Origin of the sequence: Maritalea sp., assembly GCF_051251695.1 — a bacterium.
In the GTDB taxonomy this organism is placed as follows: domain Bacteria; phylum Pseudomonadota; class Alphaproteobacteria; order Rhizobiales; family Devosiaceae; genus Maritalea.
In genome coordinates this window covers 30,343-49,896 of the sequence record NZ_JBPOEU010000021.1, presented here as the reverse complement: position 1 = coordinate 49,896, position 19,554 = coordinate 30,343, and the positions used below count along the sequence as shown (strand labels likewise).

Genomic DNA, 19,554 nt, shown 5'->3' with positions numbered 1-19,554 from the left:
CAACAGTTGCGACTAAAGAGAGGTCAAAATTTCTTGCAACTGGATGACGGTTAAAATATTGATGCGCACAGGAAGGTTTTCGTGGCTTCTTGCGTGATTTCTGCGAGGTGACATAGAAGGCAATATTTAGAATGGAAGGTCGCAAACCATGGGCTTATATACAGATTACCTAAACGAGATTGAAACTCGAAAAGCTGACGGATTGCACCCCAAGCCAATTGATGATGGCGCGCTGCTTCAAGAGATTGTTGAGCAGATCAAAGATGCGGGCAATGAGCACCGCAAGGAAAGCCTGAACTTCTTCATCTACAACACCTTGCCCGGCACCACGAGTGCGGCGGGTGTGAAAGCCAAGTTTTTAAAAGAGATCATTCTAGGCCAATCTGTTGTTTCAGAAATTACGCCAAAGTTTGCGTTTGAACTCTTGTCACACATGAAGGGCGGACCTTCGATTGAAGTGCTACTTGATTTGGCACTGGGTGATGATGCTGGAATTGCTGAGCAAGCCGCAGATGTCTTGAAAACCCAAGTGTTCCTTTATGACGCTGACACGAGCCGCCTCAAAGCTGCTTATGATGCGGGTAAGCAGATCGCAAAAGATATTCTTGAAAGCTATGCGAAAGCTGAGTTTTTCACCAAGCTTCCTGAAGCTGAAGAAGAAATCAAAGTTGTAACCTATGTCGCCGGGGAAGGCGATATTTCCACAGATTTGCTATCACCAGGAAATCAAGCGCACTCGCGTTCTGACCGCGAATTGCACGGCAAATGTTTTATCTCCGACAAAGCACAAGCCGAAATTCAAGCGCTGAAGCTTCAGCACCCTGATAAGCGCGTTATGTTGATCGCAGAAAAAGGCACCATGGGCGTTGGCTCATCACGGATGTCTGGCATTAACAACGCTGCATTGTGGACGGGCAAGCAAGCGAGCCCTTATGTTCCATTTGTGAACTTTGCGCCGATTGTTGCGGGTACAAACGGTATTTCGCCGATCTTTTTGACCACTGTCGGGGTGACCGGCGGTATTGGCATTGATCTAAAGAATTGGGTTAAAAAATCAGGCCCAGACGGCAAACCGATCATCAACAATAATGGTGATGCGGTTTTGGAAGAAAAATACTCGGTTGAAACGGGCACCGTTTTGACCATCAACACGAAGAAAAAGAAGCTGCTGGATGAAACCGGCGAGATCGAGCACACAGACATTTCTTCGGCTTTGACCGCTCAAAAGGTTGAGTTTATCAAAGCGGCTGGCTCTTATGCGATTGTGTTTGGTAAAAAGTTGCAAAGCTTTGCTGCTGATGTTTTGGGCATTGATGCGCCGCTTGTTTTTGCGCCAGCCAAAGAAATTTCACATGAAGGCCAAGGCCTGACCGCAGTTGAGAAAATTTTCAACAAGAACGCCGTTGGCGTGAAGAGTAAAAATCCATTGCATGCCGGGTCAGACGTGCGGGTGGAAGTGAATATTGTTGGTTCGCAAGACACTACCGGCCTGATGACCTCGCAAGAGCTTGAAGCCATGGCGGCCACGGTGATTTCGCCGATTGTTGATGGGGCATATCAGTCTGGTTGTCACACTGCCTCTGTGTGGGACATTAAAGCGCAAAACAATATTCCAAAGCTGATGAGCTTTATGAATAAGTTTGGCTTGATCACTGCTCGCGATCCAAAAGGCGCATATCACGCCATGACCGACGTTATTCATAAGGTTTTGAATGACATTACGGTGGATGATTGGGCGATCATTATTGGTGGCGATTCACATACGCGTATGTCTAAAGGCGTGGCCTTTGGCGCGGATAGTGGCACGGTGGCGCTGGCCCTTGCGACGGGTGAGGCGACAATGCCCATTCCAGAGTCGGTGAAAGTGACGTTTAAAGGCAAAATGGCCGACCACATGGATTTCCGTGATGTTGTTCATGCGACCCAATTGCAAATGCTCGAGCAATTTGGCGACAATGTTTTCCAAGGTCGGATCATTGAAGTGCATATTGGGACCTTGTTGGCTGACCAAGCCTTCACCTTTACCGATTGGACCGCAGAGATGAAGGCGAAAGCCTCGATCTGTATCTCACAAGACGACACGCTTATTGAGTCACTTGAAATCGCGAAACGCCGCATTCAAGTGATGATCGACAAGGGCATGGAAAATGAAGCCAAAACGCTTCACGATCTAATCGCTATTGCTGACAAGCGTATTGGTGAAATCAAGTCGGGTGAAAAACCTGCATTGCGCCCTGATGATAATGCCAAATATGCAGCGGAAGTGGTTATCGATTTGGATCTAATCGTGGAGCCAATGATTGCTGACCCTGATGTGAACAACATCGAAATTTCTAAGCGCTACACCCACGACATCATTCGCCCGATTAGCTATTATGGTGCGGACAAAAAGGTAGACCTTGGTTTTGTTGGTTCATGCATGGTGCATAAGGGCGACATGAAAATCGTTGCGCAAATGCTGCGCAATCTTGAAAAAGCAAATGGCAAAGTGGAGTTTAACGCGCCGCTTGTGGTTGCTGCCCCGACCTACAACATCATTGATGAGTTGAAGGATGAAGGCGATTGGGAAATTTTGCAAAAATATTCAGGTTTTGAGTTTGATGACCTTAAACCAAAAGCCCAAGCGCGGACAGAATATGAAAACATCATGTATCTTGAGCGTCCCGGCTGTAACCTTTGCATGGGCAACCAAGAAAAAGCGGCAAAAGGCGATACAGTTCTAGCCACTTCGACACGGCTTTTCCAAGGTCGGGTTGTAGAAGATTCCAAAGAGAAAAAGGGCGAAAGCTTGTTGGCGTCCACACCGATTGTGGTGCTTTCAGCCATTCTTGGTCGTACACCAAGTTTGGATGAGTACAAGGCTTCTGTTGAAGGCATCGACCTCACCAAATTCGCGCCGCCTCAGGTCAAGCCATTGGATAGTAAGTCAGTTCATTTCTAGGCTTACACAAATCGTCTAAGAATTTTGCAATGCGAGCCGGTGGGGATTACCCGCCGGCTTTTTTTGCTTCTGGTTCGGCATCAATTCTTCGTGTTTTTTCGGAAATTTTGAGCAATTTGGCCGACTTGGTGTAAAATGGATGGAACCAAACACTGGCAAGAAACGTTTAGGTTTACTATATAAGTTTTGAACGTTGCCGTGGGGACAGTAGCGTTCCCCTTCTCGGCTGTTGGTCGAAAGCGTTTTTGACCGGCACCAGTTTGAACCATCTGGATAGGCAGGTCGCAAATTGACACATACTTCATTAAACAGTTTTAACGCCAAGCAGTCGCTAAAAGTTGGTGACAAGAGCTACACTTATTATTCGCTTCCCGAAGCCGAGAAAAATGGCCTGACGGGAATTTCTAAGCTCCCAAATTCTCTAAAAGTGGTGTTGGAAAACCTTTTGCGATTTGAAGATGGCCGCTCGGTCACCAAAGCGGATATTCAGGCCTGTGCTGATTGGCTGAAGACCAAATCCTCCTCCCATGAAATTGCATATCGTCCAGCACGGGTTCTGTTGCAGGATTTTACCGGTGTTCCTGCGGTTGTTGATTTGGCCGCAATGCGCGACGCCACAGTAAAGCTTGGCGCCGATCCGCAAAAGATTAACCCACAAGTGCCAGTTGATTTGGTGATTGACCACTCTGTGATGGTTGACTTTTTTGGAACAGGTCAAGCGTTTTCCAAAAACGTAGAGCGTGAATATGAACGCAATGGCGAACGCTATGAATTTTTGCGCTGGGGCCAAGAAGCGTTCGATAATTTCCGCGTGGTGCCCCCCGGCACCGGCATTTGTCACCAAGTAAACCTTGAATATTTGGCCCAAACGGTTTGGATCAAAGAAGAAAACGGTGAAACCGTTGCTTATCCCGATACGCTTGTAGGTACAGACAGCCACACAACGATGGTCAATGGCCTTTCGGTTCTTGGTTGGGGTGTGGGCGGTATTGAAGCGGAAGCGGCCATGCTCGGGCAGCCAATTTCAATGCTGTTGCCAGAGGTTATTGGTTTCAAACTTGAAGGCAATATGCGTGATGGCATTACAGCCACCGATTTGGTGTTGCGGGTTGTGGAAATGTTGCGTCAGCGCGGTGTTGTGGGCAAGTTCGTTGAGTTTTATGGTCCCGGCCTTGATAATCTGACATTAGAAGATCAAGCAACCATAGCCAACATGGCACCAGAATATGGCGCAACATGTGGCTTTTTCCCAGTTGATGACGATACGCTTGGTTATCTTAGAACATCTGGCCGTGAAGACGATCGGGTGGCTTTGGTTGAAGCTTATTCCAAAGCGCAAGGCATGTTCCGCGACAGTTCAACACAAGATGCAGAATTTACAGATTCGCTTTATCTTGATCTGGGTGAGGTTGTGCCAGCAATTTCTGGCCCCAAACGCCCACAAGACCGGGTGAATTTGGATGAAGCCAAGCCAAAATTCGCAGAAGCGCTTGCGGGTGAATTTGCAAAAACCGATGAGCCAATGGCTGCCGTCGACGGCACCGATTATTCAATCACCCATGGTGATGTGGTTATCGCAGCGATTACGTCTTGTACCAACACGTCCAACCCTGCGGTGTTGGTTGCTGCGGGTTTGGTGGCACGCAATGCGCGTAAACTGGGCTTAAAAGTTCAGCCCTGGGTGAAAACATCATTGGCACCGGGCTCACAAGTTGTGACCGATTATCTTACGGCCTCTGGCTTGCAAGACGATTTGGATGCGATGGGCTTTAACCTTGTTGGGTATGGTTGCACCACGTGTATTGGTAATTCGGGTCCATTGCCGCCAGCAATCTCTAAAGCGATTAGCGCTGAGGATTTGGTGGCGTGTTCGGTTCTTTCGGGCAACCGGAACTTTGAGGGCCGGGTGAACCCCGACGTCAAGGCGAACTATTTAGCGTCACCACCATTGGTTGTGGCCTATGCGCTTGCGGGTAAAATGAGCATCGACATCACCACCGAGCCTTTGGGCACGGGCAGTGATGGCAACCCGGTTTATCTAAAAGACGTTTGGCCTGCTGCAGATGAAATCGCCACTATCGTGCGCGAGAATGTGACGCCTCAAATGTTCAAGAAACGCTATTCTGATGTGTTTAAAGGCGATGAAGGCTGGCAGGCGATTAAAGTTGAAGGCGGGGAATCATATGGTTGGAATTCGTCTTCAACCTATGTGCAAAACCCACCTTACTTTGAAGGCCTGTCGATGGATATTGCGCCGATTAAGGACGTGCATAATGCCCGTATCTTAAGCCTATTTGGCGACAGCATCACGACCGACCACATTTCACCGGCCGGATCGTTCAAGGCGGATACGCCTGCGGGTCAATATTTGGTGGACCGTCAAGTTGCGCCAAAAGACTTTAACTCCTACGGCTCACGGCGGGGCAACCACGAGATTATGATGCGCGGTACGTTCGCCAATATCCGCATTAAAAATAAAATGGTGCCGGGCGTTGAAGGCGGGTTTACTAAAGGTCCATCAGGCGACGTTACCGCCATGTATGACGCGGCGATGGAATATGCGGACAATGAAACACCATTGGTGGTGTTTGGTGGCAAAGAATATGGCACGGGATCTTCGCGTGACTGGGCAGCGAAGGGCACAATATTGCTCGGCGTTCGTGCGGTTATTGTTGAAAGCTTTGAACGTATTCATCGCTCAAACCTTGTGGGCATGGGCGTGTTGCCATTGCAGTTTAAAGATGGTGCGAGCTGGGAAACGCTTGGTCTAACCGGTGATGAAGAAGTTTCAATCGAAGGCCTTAGCGACATTTCTCCGCGTTGCGATGTGACAGTGTCGGTCAAGTCTGCAGAGGGTTCTGATAAAACCTTTGAAGCGCTTTGCCGGATCGATACAGAAGACGAGCTCGACTATTACCGCAATGGCGGCATTTTGCATTATGTACTGCGCAATCTCGTTGCGTAAAGTTTAGCATTTCGTTTGAACTGACTAAAAAGCGCGGCCCTTTTTGGGTCGCGCTTTTTTTGTTGGGTTAGGCTGCCATTTTTTGTTGAGCGGTTGCCTGACGACAGCCCAATTGCTTAACTTGCGCCAGCTTTGATGATCGTATTTTTTCAGACATGGTGCGGACCGGCGAAACATGGGTGGTTCGAATTGGTTTCAGACCGACAAACTTTAGAATTTGATTTTTCATCAATTTGGATTGGGCGCTGTGATAGCCAAGCTTGTAATACCAATCTGGTGTGTCCGACGTCATGATGATTTCTGCGGTGCGTCCAGCGAGAAGGCCATCCGGCATGGCTTGGCCTTGTACATATTTGTATGCCTCGCCTGACACCAGCAATTGGTCAAACAATGCTTTGAGTTCACTTGGCATCGTTCCCCACCAAAGTGGATGAGCGATGACGATGTGATCGGCCTCCAATATGGCTTGCCAAAATGCTGCCATGTCGCTTGTCCAGTCCTCTTTTGTTGGCAAAGATGTGGTTGAGGATGGCCCCAGTTCAATTTCTGGCAACGTGAACAATGTTGCTTTGGAACCGGCTTGTCGCACACCTTCAACATATGCTGAGGCTAAAGCTTGGGTGAAACTGTTTGAGCGCGGGTGACCTGATAGAACGAGTGTTTTTGTCATTTTATTTCCAATAATTGACCATGGTCAAGTTTTATAAATGACTTTTTGACCGGAGTCAATTATGTTAAGGTGTGTCATGAATGTACGTGTTGAAGGAAAACAAAAGCGGGCGCTTGTCACCAGAGAAGAAATCTTGGTGGCCTATGATGGTTTAGCAACCAGGCTAAGTTTTGATCAGATATCAATTGCACAAATCGCAACCTCTGCTGGGGTGGGGAAAGGAACAGTACTTGCCCATTTCAGCGAAAAGTTGGCGTTGCCGGCGACATTGTTTGCTCGATATATTGAGTCGATTTCCGACCGACTGACAGCCAATACTGCAAAAATCGACAAGGCGGTGTTAAAGACCATATTGTTGGAATTGCTTGCCTTCATTTTTACAGATGACGTTTATTCACGTTTGGTGCTGGGCGATGGGCAGGATATATGCCGCAAAGTTATAGAGCCCAGTGAAATGAAACTGTTTGAATTATTGTTTAGTAAGCTGGACACTAAGCTCTCCAAATTACCTGAGGTGCAAATTGAAACCGTTCGCGCATTGCTTGTCCATGCCGTTGTGTTGCAGCGCGCTTGTTCTAAAAGTGACGAGGTTGAGAGGCGGCTTTCTCTTTTGATTGACGCGCTATTGTAGATTTAATTGGTCAAGATAAATCAAAAATTGTACCCGCTCGCGAATTTGTTAGTTTGTGTGACTGGCGGGTGAAGCGGGTTTAGCTTAGAAAAATCTCATGAAGAAATTTGTCCAAATTGTTGCCGTTGCTTTTGCAGGTGTTTTGCCGATCGTTTCAGGTTCGGCTTTAGCCATGAGTATAAAGTCAGAACCGGTGGCGGTTCTTGAGCTTTTCACCTCGCAGGGTTGCTCTTCTTGCCCGCCGGCGGACAAAATACTATCAGAGCTTGCGCATGACAAAAAGCTGATCACGCTTGCCTATCATGTTGACTATTGGAACTATATTGGCTGGGAAGACACGTTTAGCGACGAGGAACATTCAAACCTTCAGCGCGGTTATGCGCACCAGCTTGGCGCAGAACGTATCTATACGCCGCAGCTTTTGATCAATGGAACTGTTGATATTGTAGGCTCACACGCGGACAAGATCGAAAAAGCAATTGCAGCATCGTCATTGGACGTTGGCGTTTCATTTGCTGTTGAAGGCGATATGCTTTCAATTGAAATTCCCAAATTTGATACAAATATCGAGCAGGCAACGATTTGGTTGGTGCCGTTTATTTCAAGCGTGAAAGTTGAAATTCAGCGTGGTGAAAACCGTGGCCAGACATTGACCTATTCATCAGTTGTAAAACACCGTCAAATTGTTGGCATGTGGTCGCCTTCAAACGGCACGAACCTTAGCATTCCTATGCCGCAAATGCTGGGGGCTGAAGTTGATGGGTTGGCGGTACTTGTTCAAGAACGCACGGCAAAAGGTCTACCCGGTCGAATGTTGGGCGCTGCGGCCCTTACCCAATAGGCGCTTCAAACCACGATTAGTTTTAGCTGCACAAAAAGAACCCCCAAATGGCACTTTGGGGGTTTTATCTTGTTTATAGCTGATTTTGGAGGGTCCGGCACCTTGGAGCTGCTCTTCGATTGGGGGCTAAAACAGTCCAAGGGCCGGGGTATACTGGAGGCTATGCTCAATTAATAGATGCGTAATTCGGCAATATCTCGGTCAGATTGTGACAATTTGATGGTTTATTGTGTCTTGCTTTCCCGTGAAATTGAGGCAATCATTGGCGAAGATGATTTGAAATCAGGAGTTTGACTTTGACTGAACGGGCATTGCCAAAATCAGCCGCGAAATTACGGCTTGTTCATTCAAATGATGATGTCAAACCACCAAAACCAAGACCCATTCCCGAAACGGTGCGCTTTGATCGGCACGAACTGTCGATCATTTTGAACGTTTATGGACGTCAGGTCGCCAAGGGCGAATGGAAAGATTACGCCATCGATATGCTTAAGGATCGTGCGGTGTTTTCGATTTTTAAACGGGCAAGTGAAATGCCGGTCTTCCGGGTCGAAAAAGATCCGAAGCTGCGCAAAAAACAGGGCATGTACCGGGTGGTTGGCCATGCGGGGCAGGTGCTAAAGCGTGGCCATGAATTGCATCAGGTGCTGCGGGTACTTGATGGGGACGTTGTTGCCATTCGCTAGAGCGCATCAAGCTTGCGCTGCATGATGGTTACGCCATGCCATTTTTCATTTTTATGTCCCACCTCATCTAAGTGACCAACCGTTTCAAATCCGAATTTCTTGTGCAGGTGAATTGAGGCCTGGGCTTCGTCGGCAATCATGGCAATGGCCAGATGGAAATGCGGGTTTTGACAAAGCGTTTCGATGAGGCTTTGCATCAGCATTGTGCCAATGCCTTGGCCATGGGCGTCAGGGGTCACATAGATGGTGACTTCGCAGGTATGCTGATAGGCGGGTTTGGGGCGGTATGCACTGGCATAGGCAAAGCCGCAAACAGTTTTGTCTTTGTTTTGTGCCACAAGTACGGGATAGCCAGCATTTGTGAGACCAACGAGCTTATTGCCCATCTGCTGCGGGGTAGGGGCAACAACATCAAAGGTGATTGCGGTGTGCTCGACATAGTGCGCGTAAAGCGCGGCAATCGACGAGGTGTGCTGGTTTGAAAAGGCTAGGATGTTCATTGGACAGTCTCATGAAAAAGGGCTCCGTACTAGTGTACGAAGCCCTTTCAATTTTACCAAACGATCTTGATATTCAGATTAGTTGCGGTTGCCAAACAAACGCAACAACATGATGAATAGGTTGATGAAATCAAGATAAAGGGTCAGTGCGCCCATAAGCATTTTCTTGCCCATGTTCTCGCTGCTGTCACTTTCCATATACATCATTTTGATCTTCTGGGTGTCATAAGCGGTCAGACCAACAAACACCAACACACCGATCACTGAGATGGCGAAAGCCAATGGACCTGAGTTCAAGAAGATGTTCACCACGGATGCGATGATCACACCGATCAAGCCCATCATCAAAAATGAACCCATTCCGGTAAGGTCACGCTTTGTTGTGTACCCATAAAGGCTCATCGCGCCGAATGTACCGGCAGTGATGAAGAAGACCTTCGCGATTGACTCGCTTGTGTACTGCAAGAAGATCGATGAAAGCGAAAGGCCCATTGCAACGGCAAAGCCCCAAAACACCAGTTGAGCGGTGGCGAATTTCATCTTGTTGATGCCCATGCTAAGGCCGAAAACGAATGCTAGCGGTGCCAAAGCGACAACCCATTGCAATGGTGAACCATATAAGGTTGAGCCAAGTGATGTCAGCATAATGCCGTTTTGCATTTGGGCAACAGCCAAATCTGGGTTGGTTGTTGTGGTCAGCATGGTTAGAAAATAGGCGACAACGCCGGTAATACCGAGCGCGATACCCATATAGTTATAAATGCCCAGCATGTAGCTGCGCAAGCCTTCATCGATAGCGGCTTGAGCGCCGACATGCGATGTGGATGATTGACGGTCATATTGTGCCATTGATGATAACCTCTTTATCAATTGCTATTATATATGGCACAAAACTAGCGTACCATACTGTTCGCTGGCTAATATGGACATGGAATAAGGAAAATACAAGGCGATCGCTTGTTAAATTTTCGCGAGAAACGAATGGAAACACGCGTAAAACAATGCGTTGAGTGAATTGAAGCCCAATGTAACAAACCTGTGATGCGAATCATGGTATAAAAGACAAGTGGATGCCTAATATTTGGCGTTCAAACGAAGTGTTCTACGTCACGAAGAAATGAGGTTTTATGCCGCGTTTGTTTACTGGCTTGGAGATACCAAGCGACGTTTCATTTGCGCTTTCACTAAAGCGCGGTGGACTGGGCAAGTCCCGCTGGATCGATCCCACCAATTATCACATCACATTGCGCTATATTGGGGAAGTGGACCATCAAACTGCTGATGAAGTGGCTGATTGTCTTTCTCAATTGCGGGTGGATCCGCCCTTTAATGTTACCGTCAATCAGTTTGGTGTTTTTGGTGGCAATCGGCCTCGGATGCTATGGGCCGGGTTGGACCCATGTCCCGAACTTGTTGAATTACATCAAGATCATGAACGTATGTTGCAGCGGTTTGGCCTTAAGCCTGATGGGCGAAAGTTCACGCCCCATGTGACATTGGCGCGGCTTAACGGGGTGAGTGCTGGTGATGTTGCAAAACATATTGGACGGGCCGGGGTGTTTTACCCCCTGACCTTCAAAGTGTCCCAATTTGTGCTTTATTCGGCTAAAGAGTCTATTGGTGGTGGCCCTTACCTTGTTGAGGAGACATATCCGCTGGCAGCTTAGTTCTGACTCATGGTGCGCATCGGTTTTAATATGACGCGCTAAAACCGCGCTATATCAAAACCTGTACCTCCGGCGGGGCGGCCAAAAAGTTGGCCGGGTTTGTTCTATTTGTTGGTAAGTGCCTTGATCAGCCCATCGCTGGCGTCTTCGATAAGGTCGAGGACGTGTTCAAATCCTTGATCGCCGCCATAGTAGGGGTCGGGGACTTCTTTTGTTTTTTGCGTTTTAGGGCTGCCATAGGTCAAAAACAGTTCGATCTTGGCATGGCAGTTGGTGGGTGCGCTGGTTTTTAGGTCAGCATAATTCGCATTGTCCATGGCGAGAATGAGGTCGAATTTTTCGAAATCGTCGGTTTTAACTGTTCGCGCTCGAAGGACACTCAGTTCATAATTGCGGCGTTTGGCGTGTTTGGTGGCGCGAATATCGGGTGGATGTCCTTGATGCCAATTGCCTGTGCCGGCGCTATCAATGGTTAAATTGGTAAGCCCAGCCTGCTTCGAACGATAGGTAAACACGGCTTCAGCTGTGGGTGAACGGCATATGTTACCTAAGCAGACGAACAGGATAGATTTGGCCAAAGCAGGTCTCGATTTACAGGTTTGTTAAGACTTCATTCACCTAGAAGGGTGAAACAGGTGAAAAGCTTTAGCAAGCGTCAAATTCCCGCCCAATTGTGGCGTATGTTGGCATTTGTATAAAATGGTTGCAAATGTTTGCAGCTTGGTAACTTCGTTGGCGGATAATGATGCGGGAAGCGGGTATTTTGGACAGGAACCCAGAGATGAATATGGCAAAGATGGATTTTACAAAGAATATGAAAAATTTCGCGATTGCTGTTGGCATTGCTGCGCTCTCAACTTTTTCAGTTGTCGCTAGCGCTGAGGCTGCCACGAAATTAGGTACATTTAAGGTCTGGACCGCCTGGACCGACAAAGATGCAAATGGAAAGATTTGTTATATTTCTGCGACGCCAGGGGATAGCCAACCTACCGGGGTTAATCGTAGCCCAATCCATTTCATCATTACGCACCGCGAAGGCAGTAAAAAACGCAATGAAGTGGCAACATTGATCGGCTATCCGTTTAAACCGGGTGCCGAAGCTTCTGCGACCGTGGACGGTAAGGCTTATCCGATGGTGACTGACAGCGCGCAAGAAGCGGGTTGGTTGGCATCGACTGCCGATGAAGCTGGTTTTGTTGCTGCTATGAAGCGCGGCTCTGAATTGGTAGTGCGCGGTATTTCAACGCGCGGCACACGCACAACAGACACTTATTCATTGTCCGGGGTTACAGCGGCGATGAATGAGATCGACAAATCTTGCAAATAGAAATGATGCGTTTTAGGACAAAGTGTGGTTTATAACATCCGCACTTTGTCCACTTCACAACGAATTGAATTCATGAGATCTATGCTTGCCAGTCAAAAAGTCACTTTATTGAAACTGACCATCGCGACAGTTGCCACCATGTTGTTTGGCAGCGTAGCGCTTGGGCAATCCGTTCAGTCTTTGGGCAGTTTTAAGGCTTGGTCGGCGTATTCAACGACACAATCCAGCACCGCGATTTGCTTTATTCATGCCAAGCCAGTTTCAGTAGAACCTGAACTTGCTGAGATTGATCAGCCCTATTTTTATGTGACGCATCGCCCAAATCAAGGCGTTTCCCATGAAATGAACTTGGTTGCGGGATTTGAGTTTGGCACTGATAGTTTGGCCAGTGTGAAAATTGGCGGGGAAGCGTTTTCCATGTTCACCCAAGGCGATGCTGCTTGGCTTGAAGATGTGAGCCTGTCCAACGAAATGGCATCTGCCATGCGCCGGGGCACCACAATGGTGTTTGAGGGGATCAATAAGCAGGGCGTGCGCGTTGCGCTAACGTTCTCGCTTTCGGGTGCTACAGCATCGATGCGCAAAATCGACGCTGCCTGCAATCGCTAGGGTTTAGACCCTAGATATTTCATCCCTCCTATTGGTAATTCTTCCATCTATGTGATAGGTGAGCCAACTTTATCGTTTCAACTTGGGTTGGAGCGCGGCTTTTGCTCGGTGCAAAATGCCCCTAATGATTTGGTGATAAGAATGGCTGTTACTCTGGATTTGGCTGCTGCAACCCCTGCTGTAGCGAAAAAACAATCACTGATCGGCATGGATCGGGTGCAACTTAGCGAAGCGCTTGCTTCGTTTGGCCTGACTGAAAAACAAATCCGGATGCGCGTTTCCCAATTGTGGAACTGGCTATATGTAAATGGGGTCACCGATTTTGACGATATGCTCAATATCTCAAAGGGATTGCGTGAGCAGCTTAAAGAAAAATTTGTCCTCAATCGTCCTGAAATTGTTTCCGAACAAGTTTCAAGCGACGGCACACGGAAGTGGCTGTTTCGATTTACTGACCCGGAGCAACCCAATATGCCCCCGGTGGATGTTGAAACCGTCTATATCCCAGAAGAAGATCGCGGCACACTTTGCGTTTCATCGCAAGTTGGCTGCACGCTAACCTGTACATTTTGCCATACGGGCACGCAAAAATTAGTGCGCAACCTCACCGCGGGTGAAATTGTTTCCCAAGTTTTGATGGCACGTGAGCGTTTGGGCGATTTCCCCGGTGGAACGCGCCCAACGGACGGCGTTGTGCCCAAAAAGGGACTTCGGACCATCACCAATGTGGTGATGATGGGCATGGGCGAGCCACTCTATAATTACGAGCATGTCAAACAAGCGATGTTGTTGATGTCTGATGGTGAGGGCATATCCCTGTCTAAACGTCGGATCACCTTGTCGACCTCTGGTGTTGTGCCATTTATTGAAAAAGTGGGTGAAGAAACCGGCGTGATGCTGGCGATTTCCTTGCACGCTGTTCGCGACGAATTGCGCGATATTTTGGTGCCGATCAACAAAAAATACCCACTTGAGCAATTGCTGCAAGCTTGTCGCGACTATCCGGGGCTTTCCAATGCCAAACGGATTACATTTGAATATGTGATGCTTAAGGGCATCAACGATTCCATTGCTGATGCGAAGGCCTTGGTGAAAATGCTGGATGGTATTCCAGCCAAGATCAATCTTATTCCGTTCAACCCGTGGCCAGGTTCAGAATATGAATGTTCGAGCTGGGCACAAATCGAAAAATTTGCCGATGTGGTCAATATTGCAGGTTATGCTAGCCCCGTGCGCACACCGCGCGGCCGCGATATTTTTGCCGCCTGTGGTCAGCTGAAATCTGAAACAGAACGCATGACGAAAAAAGACCGCGACGCGATTACAGCGGCACATTAGTTTGCTGTTTTTGTTAGACGTTTAATGGTGCGCCGGTTTTCATGGCATTACGCCACTGGCGAGGTGGCAATTCGTGATGCTGGTTCCATGCGCGACGGAAATGGCGTGATGAGGCAAAACCCAACTCGTCGGACAGGTTTTCGATCTGTTTGTCTTCAGCACGAAGGCTTTGTTCAGCGATCGCGATCCTGAGGCCATTTATATAGTCGGGCACCGATAATCCTGTTTGCGCGTTGAACAGCCGGGAAAAATGACGGACGCTCATATTTGCGGCATTTGCCAGCTGGGTGACATCCCAATCTTTCGTTGGCGCTTTGCCAACCATATCTTGGATGCGGTGAATGGTGGGGTTCAGATGATCTCGCCCTTTTAGCCAAGGGGACATTTGCGGGTCTGAGCCGTTTCGGCGGGTGTAAACCACCAAAAATTTAGCGATTTGCGCGGCGATGGCGATGCCTAGCTTCTCCCCGACAATCTCTAACATCAGATCAACCCCAGAAGTGATCCCCGCACTGGCATAACGGTTGCGGTCTGTGGTGAATAGGCAATTGTCTTCAATTTTTATGTTGGTGCTGATCGACTTGAGTTCTTCAATACTATCGTGATGGGTCGTGCATTTATAGCCATCAAACAGCCCAGCCCTTGCGGCCAAAAGCGCGCCTGAGCAAATAGTGATGAGTTTGTGGGCAGGGCGGATGCTGGTTTTTAGCCAGTTCACGATGGCGGTGTTTTCGGCGTTAATTTCTGTACTTGTCGGCAAGTCGGTATGGCCCAAAATTGTGCTGGCACTGCCAGAAATGATCACCATTGCATCATCTTCAATAGTGGAAGGTAGCGGATTGATATTACAAACCGGCAAACCAATCGAGGTTTGAATTTCACGATGATTACCGACAAAACGCACGTCGAAATAGGTTTGATCTTGCATGATGTTTGCACGACGGAAGATTTCGCATGGACCGGCAAAATCCAACATCAGGGGGATTGGGCCCAAAACGAAGTAGACCTTGATGATGTTTTTTGCCGGATGCTTGTTCATGTTAGCCCTTAAAGTTCGCGATGGCCTCATCAACAGATCGAATGGTAGCGAACCGGCCTGATAAAACGGTTTCAGTGCGGTGCTTTATTTGATCAGCATTTAGGGTGCTGCCGTCTGGGTGGGTCATATCAAAGGTCAGGGTCGCATCGGTTACATAGTTGATTTTATAGCCAATATCGGAACCGTGTCGGGTTGTGGTTTCACAGCATTGTTCGGTGCGAATGTCGCAAATGGTGAGCTCGTTGATGCGGTTTTCTTTCAGCCAAATGTCCAGACTGGTGCCGGCGAATGCACTGTGGCGGAACTTTTCGATTATGGTGTCTGGCTGAATGGTAATTGGGGATAGCGTTTTGATGAAGCCAGACGCCTTTGAAAATGCGCCTTCAGGCTCAACATGAAAAACCTGCACAGTTTTGATGCCAGCCTTAGCGGCGCCATCGATTAGCTTTTGCGCGTGTTGCAAAAATGCAGGCACATATTTTTCTTGGTAATAGTCGCGATGTGGAAAACTCTCCTGAACATCAACAACGATAAGGGCATGGTGTGAATTGGACATAATAGGCCTTTCCTACTTTAACATAGGCTGGATCATAAAGCCTTTATATCAATGCATATATGTCGCGCTCAGACAAGTTTAGGACAAAACAGGACATTATCAGTCCTCATTGTAGATCCAGCTTATGTTGAAGCCACCTTTTCCTTCTGGCGCCAAAATTGGTTCCAATTCAGCCAAAATCAGGTTCATCTCTTCTTCCAGCGTAAAGGGTGGGTTGACTACAATCATGCCGGTGCCGTGAAGGCTTGGCGGGTTGGTGGGCTGATGCGTATTGAATTCAATCCGCAACACCTTTTTGATGCCGGTATTGTAAAGCTGATCGACGAAGGTTTGAATTTGCGCCAGATCTTTGATCGGATACCAAAGGGCGTATGTGCCGGTGCTGAAACGTTTGTGGGCCCGGAACAGGCCGGAAGCGAGGCGGGTATATTCGTCCGGTTTTTCAAAAGGCGGGTCAACGAGAACTAGGCCGCGTTTTTCCTTTGGTGGCATGTGGGCCACAAGTGCTTGCCAGCCGTCCAGTTCGATGGCTTTAACTTGAATGTCGCCTTCAAAATGAGATTTTAGCGTCACCGCATCTTTGGGGTGTAGTTCCGTGGCGGTCAGCCGGTCTTGGGAGCGCATGAGTTTGCGTGCAAGCAGCGGAGAGCCCGGATAAAGCTTTAGTGTTCCTGATGCGTTGAGCTCATTTATGACATCCAAATAGGGTTTGATGAGCGCGTTCAACTCGGTTGAGCGTTTTGCATTCATCAGGGCTTGGATACCCTGTTTCCATTCCGGCGAACGCTGGGCCTCGCTGCTGGTGAGGTCATAAAGACCAATACCTGCATGGGTGTCGAGCACGCGGAAGGCTTTATCTTTCTTTTGCAGATAGCAAATGATCCGCGTCAAAATGATGTGTTTGATGACGTCGGCGAAATTACCAGCGTGGAAGGCGTGACGATAATTCATGGGTAACTAGTGCCTAGCTTGAGCGGTGAGAATGATGGCGGCAAAACTGGCAAATACAGCGGCAAAGCTATAGTTGAGCGCACGCCCGATCCATTTGGATTTAGCCAATGTTTCAGATAGCCAATCCGCCGCAAATATCATGCCGGCGGTAACCGGTATGGTGATGATCACAAAGAATACGCCCAGAGTGCAAAGTTTGAGTGCAGCAAATGGGTCCGTTGCGGTAACGAATTGGGGAAGGAATGTGATGAAGAACAATGCCACTTTCGGGTTTAGTAAGTTAATGCCAAGGCCCGTCATATAGCTTTTTAGATAGCTTGGTCGTTTTGCTGTTGCCTTGTTCGCCATTGCAAAGTTGCCGCCAGAACGAATGGCGGCGATTGCGAGCCAAATGAGATAAAGCGCACCAACGATTTTAAGCACCAAAAAAGCAATTGGTGCAGCAGCGATTAATACTGAAATGCCAAGCGCTACCAAAGCGGTGTGGACCAAAATGCCAGTACATGCCCCTGCAAGGGATGCCAATCCGTGAGCGCGACCAAAATTGAGCGAGCGCGACAGAAAAAGAGCCATATCTGGGCCAGGCGTAACGGCAAGAATGATTGCAGCAACGCTAAACGCAGCGAGCATTGGCCAGGTTGGCATAAACATCGATATCAAATCTGACATAAATAGAATTCCCCTTAGAATTCTTCTTGCACGGTTGGCGTAAAACTGAACTTGAATTCGCACATATGATCTTTTGATTGGACGTTTGTCTAGTGAAATGACGTTGCGCCAATTGTGTGGTTTGCCATAAGGTGAAGCGAATTCCTTCGAACTTGAGAAAAGAACAGCGTTTTTCATGAGCAAAGACATCAACAAAGTTGTGCTCGCCTATTCTGGCGGTCTTGATACATCCATTATTCTAAAGTGGCTCAAAGTTGCCTATGATTGCGAAGTGGTGACGTTTACCGCCGATCTCGGTCAAGGCGAAGAACTTGAACCAGCCCGCAAAAAAGCGGAGCTGATGGGCATCAAAGAGATTTATATTGAAGATGTGCGCGAAGAATTTGTGCGCGACTTTGTATTTCCAATGTTCCGCGCGAACGCTTTGTATGAAGGCGTATATTTGCTGGGCACATCAATCGCGCGGCCGTTGATTTCCAAACGTTTGGTCGAGATCGCTCATGAAGTGGGTGCGGATGCGATTTCGCACGGTGCGACGGGTAAGGGCAATGATCAGGTGCGGTTTGAATTGAGTGCCTATGCGCTTGATCCGCACATCAAGGTGATTGCGCCATGGCGCGAGTGGGATTTGCAAAGTCGCACGAGTTTGATTGAATTTGCAGAGCAGAACCAAATTCCGGTGCCAAAGGACAAAAGAGGCGAGGCGCCGTTTTCAGTTGATGCTAACCTGTTGCACACTTCGTCTGAAGGCAAAGTGCTTGAAGACCCGGCCGACATTGCGCCTGAATATGTGTATCAGCGCACAGTTGCGCCAGAAGATGCGCCGGATAAGCCTGAAATCATCACGGTCGGTTTTGAAAAGGGCGATGCAGCTTCAATTAATGGCGAGGCGCTTAGCCCTGCAACATTGCTGACAAAGCTCAATGAGCTTGGCGGCAAGCACGGCATTGGTCGTCTGGATTTGGTCGAGAACCGCTTTGTTGGTATGAAATCACGCGGCATCTATGAAACGCCGGGCGGCACAATATTGTTGTCTGCACACCGTGGCATTGAATCCATTACCTTGGATCGCGGCGCGGCGCATCTTAAAGACGAAATTATGCCCCGTTATGCGGAGCTGATTTACAATGGCTTCTGGTATTCGCCTGAGCGCGAAATGTTGCAAGCTTTGATCGACAACAGCCAAGAGATGGTGACCGGTGAGGTGACCTTGAAGCTTTATAAAGGTAGCGCGTCGGTGATCGCCCGCTCTTCGCCCTATTCGCTGTACTCGGAAGATTTGGTGACCTTTGAAGAAGGTTCGGGCACTTACGATCATATGGATGCGCAAGGCTTTATACAGTTAAATGCGCTTCGCCTGAAAACTTTTGCAGCCCGGAAAAAGATCAAGGTTTAGACCTTATGAAGCTGGATCATTTGGCGCTGGGTGTAAATGATCTGGCGAGTGGAACCAAGACGCTCAGCGAAATGTTTGGCGTTGAACCCTTTGGTGGTGGCGAGCATGAATTGTTTGCCACCCATAATAAGTTGTGGCGAATTGAAACGCCGACTTATCCGATCTATTTGGAATTGATTGCCTCAAACCCAGACGCTGAGCCAAAGCGATCACGTTGGTTTGGTTTGGGGGAACCTTTTGCGAGCGATGATATTGCCTTGCTCGGATTCATCGCCAGCTCCAGCGATATTCAAACCGCAGTCAGCAAACCACCATTTGATGCACTCACGACGATTGACGTTACCCGTGGGCGATTATCTTGGCAGTTTGGCATCACAAACGATGGTGCGTTGCTTGAAGACGGGGCATTGCCCTATTTGATTGAGTGGCACAATGGACTTCACCCCTTGGATGGAGTTGCTGGCCAGGGCTTGCAGCTGACCAAGCTTTGGGGATCAGCTATTGCCCAATTGGACGGGGGGTGGCCCGTGCCGGTTTTAATGGATCGCTGTAAGTTTGGATTTGAACTTAAGACGGGCGATGATCAGATTGTGCGATTTGAGCGTTAGATACCCTCAACTATAGATACCAATTCGATGAATGTGCCTGAAAAAGAGATGGTTGGTATCTTTTTGGTTCTCTTGTCAGCATACCAAGTCCTGTGCAATATCGCGCCGCATCTTTGATGCATTGTGAACTCCCTTGTTGCTAATTGATGGAATAAGGGGA

At 48.3% G+C, this 19,554-nt stretch carries 19 protein-coding genes; 11 read left to right on the top strand and 8 right to left on the bottom strand.

The genetic code is table 11. The annotated features are described in order from the left end of the window. Positions 1 to 148 precede the first annotated feature (148 nt). Both ACSHWX_RS13300 and acnA read left to right on the top strand, forming a co-directional pair. Positions 149 to 2,941, top strand: a complete 2,793-nt coding sequence (locus ACSHWX_RS13300) for a bifunctional aconitate hydratase 2/2-methylisocitrate dehydratase (protein WP_435668711.1) — start codon at positions 149 to 151, stop codon at positions 2,939 to 2,941. A gap of 289 nt (positions 2,942 to 3,230) precedes the next feature. Beyond that, a complete protein-coding gene (gene acnA, locus ACSHWX_RS13295) occupies positions 3,231 to 5,906 on the top strand; it encodes an aconitate hydratase AcnA (protein WP_435668710.1) in 2,676 nt (891 codons plus the stop codon). 67 nt (positions 5,907 to 5,973) lie between these two features. Here acnA and ACSHWX_RS13290 read toward each other — a convergent pair whose 3' ends face one another. Next, positions 5,974 to 6,576 (bottom strand): NAD(P)H-dependent oxidoreductase, encoded by a 603-nt coding sequence (locus tag ACSHWX_RS13290; protein WP_435668709.1) that lies wholly within the window; start codon positions 6,574 to 6,576, stop codon positions 5,974 to 5,976. Between the two features lie 76 nt (positions 6,577 to 6,652). On the opposite strand from ACSHWX_RS13290, the gene ACSHWX_RS13285 reads away from it, so the two are divergent. The 3 genes from ACSHWX_RS13285 (at position 6,653) to ACSHWX_RS13275 (ending at position 8,734) form a co-directional block, all read left to right on the top strand. Beyond that, the gene (locus ACSHWX_RS13285) at positions 6,653 to 7,207 is read left to right on the top strand and encodes a TetR/AcrR family transcriptional regulator (protein ID WP_435668708.1); all 555 of its coding nucleotides are present in this window, start codon (positions 6,653 to 6,655) and stop codon (positions 7,205 to 7,207) included. A 97-nt stretch (positions 7,208 to 7,304) separates the two neighbouring features. Next, positions 7,305 to 8,048, top strand: coding sequence for a DUF1223 domain-containing protein (locus ACSHWX_RS13280; protein WP_435668707.1), 744 nt, complete (start codon positions 7,305 to 7,307; stop codon positions 8,046 to 8,048). A 383-nt stretch (positions 8,049 to 8,431) separates the two neighbouring features. Beyond that, positions 8,432 to 8,734 carry a DUF2794 domain-containing protein gene (locus tag ACSHWX_RS13275; RefSeq protein WP_435668729.1) on the top strand — a complete coding sequence of 101 codons (303 nt, stop codon included), beginning with the start codon at positions 8,432 to 8,434 and terminating at the stop codon, positions 8,732 to 8,734. Here the strand turns inward: ACSHWX_RS13275 and ACSHWX_RS13270 are convergent. Continuing rightward, positions 8,731 to 9,234: an N-acetyltransferase family protein gene (locus tag ACSHWX_RS13270; protein WP_435668706.1), complete on the bottom strand. Its 504-nt coding sequence runs from the start codon at positions 9,232 to 9,234 to the stop codon at positions 8,731 to 8,733. The two genes, ACSHWX_RS13275 and ACSHWX_RS13270, sit on opposite strands and share 4 nt — an antisense overlap. Before the next feature lie 78 nt (positions 9,235 to 9,312). Continuing rightward, positions 9,313 to 10,083, bottom strand: a complete 771-nt coding sequence (locus ACSHWX_RS13265) for a Bax inhibitor-1/YccA family protein (RefSeq protein WP_435668705.1) — start codon at positions 10,081 to 10,083, stop codon at positions 9,313 to 9,315. 278 nt (positions 10,084 to 10,361) lie between these two features. Here ACSHWX_RS13265 and thpR point away from each other — a divergent pair, with 278 nt between their 5' ends. Further along, positions 10,362 to 10,901, top strand: a complete 540-nt coding sequence (gene thpR / locus ACSHWX_RS13260) for an RNA 2',3'-cyclic phosphodiesterase (RefSeq protein WP_435668704.1) — start codon at positions 10,362 to 10,364, stop codon at positions 10,899 to 10,901. Positions 10,902 to 11,005: 104 nt separating this feature from the next. Here the strand turns inward: thpR and ACSHWX_RS13255 are convergent, their stop codons facing one another. Beyond that, the gene (locus ACSHWX_RS13255; protein ID WP_435668703.1) at positions 11,006 to 11,479 is read right to left on the bottom strand and encodes a low molecular weight protein-tyrosine-phosphatase; all 474 of its coding nucleotides are present in this window, start codon (positions 11,477 to 11,479) and stop codon (positions 11,006 to 11,008) included. Between the two features lie 203 nt (positions 11,480 to 11,682). Here ACSHWX_RS13255 and ACSHWX_RS13250 point away from each other — a divergent pair, with 203 nt between their 5' ends. The 3 genes from ACSHWX_RS13250 to rlmN all read left to right on the top strand — a co-directional run bounded on the left by ACSHWX_RS13250 (position 11,683) and on the right by rlmN (position 14,175). After that, positions 11,683 to 12,228 carry an invasion associated locus B family protein gene (locus ACSHWX_RS13250; protein WP_435668702.1) on the top strand — a complete coding sequence of 182 codons (546 nt, stop codon included), beginning with the start codon at positions 11,683 to 11,685 and terminating at the stop codon, positions 12,226 to 12,228. Positions 12,229 to 12,300: 72 nt separating this feature from the next. After that, positions 12,301 to 12,837, top strand: coding sequence for an invasion associated locus B family protein (locus ACSHWX_RS13245; RefSeq protein WP_435668701.1), 537 nt, complete (start codon positions 12,301 to 12,303; stop codon positions 12,835 to 12,837). A gap of 141 nt (positions 12,838 to 12,978) precedes the next feature. After that, entirely contained in the window at positions 12,979 to 14,175 is a 1,197-nt protein-coding gene (rlmN, locus tag ACSHWX_RS13240) for a 23S rRNA (adenine(2503)-C(2))-methyltransferase RlmN (protein ID WP_435668700.1), read from the top strand. Positions 14,176 to 14,188: 13 nt separating this feature from the next. On the opposite strand, the gene ACSHWX_RS13235 is transcribed toward rlmN, so the two are convergent. The 4 genes from ACSHWX_RS13235 to ACSHWX_RS13220 form a co-directional block, all read right to left on the bottom strand. Next, the gene (locus ACSHWX_RS13235) at positions 14,189 to 15,214 is read right to left on the bottom strand and encodes a GlxA family transcriptional regulator (protein ID WP_435668699.1); all 1,026 of its coding nucleotides are present in this window, start codon (positions 15,212 to 15,214) and stop codon (positions 14,189 to 14,191) included. Position 15,215: 1 nt separating this feature from the next. Continuing rightward, a complete protein-coding gene (locus tag ACSHWX_RS13230; protein ID WP_435668698.1) occupies positions 15,216 to 15,770 on the bottom strand; it encodes an isochorismatase family protein in 555 nt (184 codons plus the stop codon). A 99-nt stretch (positions 15,771 to 15,869) separates the two neighbouring features. Continuing rightward, positions 15,870 to 16,721, bottom strand: a complete 852-nt coding sequence (locus ACSHWX_RS13225) for a 23S rRNA (adenine(2030)-N(6))-methyltransferase RlmJ (protein WP_435668697.1) — start codon at positions 16,719 to 16,721, stop codon at positions 15,870 to 15,872. A gap of 6 nt (positions 16,722 to 16,727) precedes the next feature. Next, entirely contained in the window at positions 16,728 to 17,390 is a 663-nt protein-coding gene (locus tag ACSHWX_RS13220) for a LysE family translocator (RefSeq protein WP_435668696.1), read from the bottom strand. Between the two features lie 175 nt (positions 17,391 to 17,565). On the opposite strand from ACSHWX_RS13220, the gene ACSHWX_RS13215 reads away from it, so the two are divergent. Both ACSHWX_RS13215 and ACSHWX_RS13210 read left to right on the top strand, forming a co-directional pair. Then, the gene (locus ACSHWX_RS13215) at positions 17,566 to 18,786 is read left to right on the top strand and encodes an argininosuccinate synthase (protein ID WP_435668695.1); all 1,221 of its coding nucleotides are present in this window, start codon (positions 17,566 to 17,568) and stop codon (positions 18,784 to 18,786) included. A gap of 5 nt (positions 18,787 to 18,791) precedes the next feature. Next, the gene (locus ACSHWX_RS13210) at positions 18,792 to 19,394 is read left to right on the top strand and encodes a VOC family protein (RefSeq protein WP_435668694.1); all 603 of its coding nucleotides are present in this window, start codon (positions 18,792 to 18,794) and stop codon (positions 19,392 to 19,394) included. Positions 19,395 to 19,554 lie beyond the last annotated feature (160 nt).

Bases quoted from the DNA above. Each gene is read 5' to 3' on its own strand.
- rlmN (WP_435668700.1), top strand. From the start codon at position 12,979: ATGGCTGTTACTCTGGATTTGGCTGCTGCAACCCCTGCTGTAGCGAAA.
- thpR (WP_435668704.1), top strand. From the start codon at position 10,362: ATGCCGCGTTTGTTTACTGGCTTGGAGATACCAAGCGACGTTTCATTT.
- ACSHWX_RS13300 (WP_435668711.1), top strand. From the start codon at position 149: ATGGGCTTATATACAGATTACCTAAACGAGATTGAAACTCGAAAAGCT.
- ACSHWX_RS13215 (WP_435668695.1), top strand. From the start codon at position 17,566: ATGAGCAAAGACATCAACAAAGTTGTGCTCGCCTATTCTGGCGGTCTT.
- ACSHWX_RS13250 (WP_435668702.1), top strand. From the start codon at position 11,683: ATGAATATGGCAAAGATGGATTTTACAAAGAATATGAAAAATTTCGCG.
- ACSHWX_RS13220 (WP_435668696.1), bottom strand. From the start codon at position 17,390: ATGTCAGATTTGATATCGATGTTTATGCCAACCTGGCCAATGCTCGCT.
- ACSHWX_RS13290 (WP_435668709.1), bottom strand. From the start codon at position 6,576: ATGACAAAAACACTCGTTCTATCAGGTCACCCGCGCTCAAACAGTTTC.
- ACSHWX_RS13230 (WP_435668698.1), bottom strand. From the start codon at position 15,770: ATGTCCAATTCACACCATGCCCTTATCGTTGTTGATGTTCAGGAGAGT.
- ACSHWX_RS13280 (WP_435668707.1), top strand. From the start codon at position 7,305: ATGAAGAAATTTGTCCAAATTGTTGCCGTTGCTTTTGCAGGTGTTTTG.
- ACSHWX_RS13235 (WP_435668699.1), bottom strand. From the start codon at position 15,214: ATGAACAAGCATCCGGCAAAAAACATCATCAAGGTCTACTTCGTTTTG.
- ACSHWX_RS13245 (WP_435668701.1), top strand. From the start codon at position 12,301: ATGAGATCTATGCTTGCCAGTCAAAAAGTCACTTTATTGAAACTGACC.
- ACSHWX_RS13270 (WP_435668706.1), bottom strand. From the start codon at position 9,234: ATGAACATCCTAGCCTTTTCAAACCAGCACACCTCGTCGATTGCCGCG.
- ACSHWX_RS13225 (WP_435668697.1), bottom strand. From the start codon at position 16,721: ATGAATTATCGTCACGCCTTCCACGCTGGTAATTTCGCCGACGTCATC.
- ACSHWX_RS13285 (WP_435668708.1), top strand. From the start codon at position 6,653: ATGAATGTACGTGTTGAAGGAAAACAAAAGCGGGCGCTTGTCACCAGA.
- ACSHWX_RS13265 (WP_435668705.1), bottom strand. From the start codon at position 10,083: ATGGCACAATATGACCGTCAATCATCCACATCGCATGTCGGCGCTCAA.
- ACSHWX_RS13210 (WP_435668694.1), top strand. From the start codon at position 18,792: ATGAAGCTGGATCATTTGGCGCTGGGTGTAAATGATCTGGCGAGTGGA.